Genomic DNA, 1140 nt, shown 5'->3' with positions numbered 1-1140 from the left:
CGTCCAGTTCCACCCCACGGTCCTCTTCCTGGGATCCGGCGCCGAGGGCCAGCAGCCCCTGGTCTCCGAGGCGGTACGGGGCGAGGGCGCCCACCTCGTCGACGCGACCGGCACCCGCTTCATGCTCGGACAGCACGAACTGGCCGAACTGGCCCCCCGCGACATCGTCACCAAGGCCATCACCCGCCAGATGCAGCTCCACGGCACCGAGCACATGTACCTGGACGCCCGCCACTTCGGCGCAGAGATGTGGGAGCAGCGCTTCCCCACGATCCTCGCCGCCTGCCGCACCCACGGCATCGACCCGGTCACGGAGCCGATGCCCATCTTCCCGGCCGCCCACCACGCATCGGGCGGCGTACGTACCGACCTGCGCGGCCGCACCACAGTCCCCGGCCTCTACGCCTGCGGCGAGGTCGCGTGCACCGGGGTCCACGGCGCCAACCGCCTCGCCTCCAACTCACTCCTTGAGGGCCTGGTCTTCGCGGAACGCATCGCGGAGGACATCACGGCGACCGCGCACGCGCGCACCGACCCCGTGATCCCCGAGGGCACCACGCTCCCACTCCTGGCCCCCGAGTCCCGCCTCGCGATCCAGCGGATCATGACGAGGGGCGCCGGAGTGATCCGCTCCGCGGCGAGCCTCGCCGAGGCGGCCGCGCACCTCGAAGCGATCAGGGCGTACGCCGACGCCGAGACCCCCGACGACCGCAAGCCGGCCGTCCCCGGCGTCGAGGCCTGGGAGGCGACGAACCTCCTGTGCGTGGCCCGCGTCCTGGTCGCCGCAGCCCAACGCCGCGAGGAGACCCGCGGCTGCCACTGGCGCGAGGAACACCAGGACCGCGAAGAGGCGCACTGGCGCCGCCACTTGGTCGTACGGCTGCAGCCGGACCACTCGCTCGCGGTCCACACCACAGACACCGCGGAATTCCCCCCGACCCTCCCTCCCCTTCTCCAGGAGCAGTGACCGTGAGCACCCCCGACCTCCCCCTCCTCCCCGCCGACGGCTGCGGCGACGACTGCGGCTGCGGCGAGGCGGGCGACCTCGAATGCGGCCTCGACCCCGCCCTCGCCCAGCTCCTCGAGGACGCGGGCCTGGACCCGGTCGAGGTCGAGGACATCGCGCACATGGCACTCGGC

At 73.0% G+C, this 1140-nt stretch carries 1 protein-coding gene and 1 pseudogene; both read left to right on the top strand.

Translation table 11 applies throughout. The annotated features are described in order from the left end of the window. Positions 1–967 (top strand): FAD-binding protein (locus ACFVXE_RS39190; RefSeq protein ID WP_389678594.1); only part of this gene is annotated, 967 nt, incomplete at its 5' end. Positions 968–969: 2 nt separating this feature from the next. Beyond that, a pseudogene (locus tag ACFVXE_RS39185) lies at positions 970–1140 on the top strand (nicotinate-nucleotide diphosphorylase (carboxylating)); the annotation flags it as partial.

This window comes from Streptomyces sp. NPDC058231 (genome assembly GCF_042882275.1).
Classification (GTDB): Bacteria; Actinomycetota; Actinomycetes; order Streptomycetales; family Streptomycetaceae; genus Streptomyces.
Note: the sequence above shows the minus strand (reverse complement) of the source record. Positions and strands in the feature narration are given on the sequence as shown.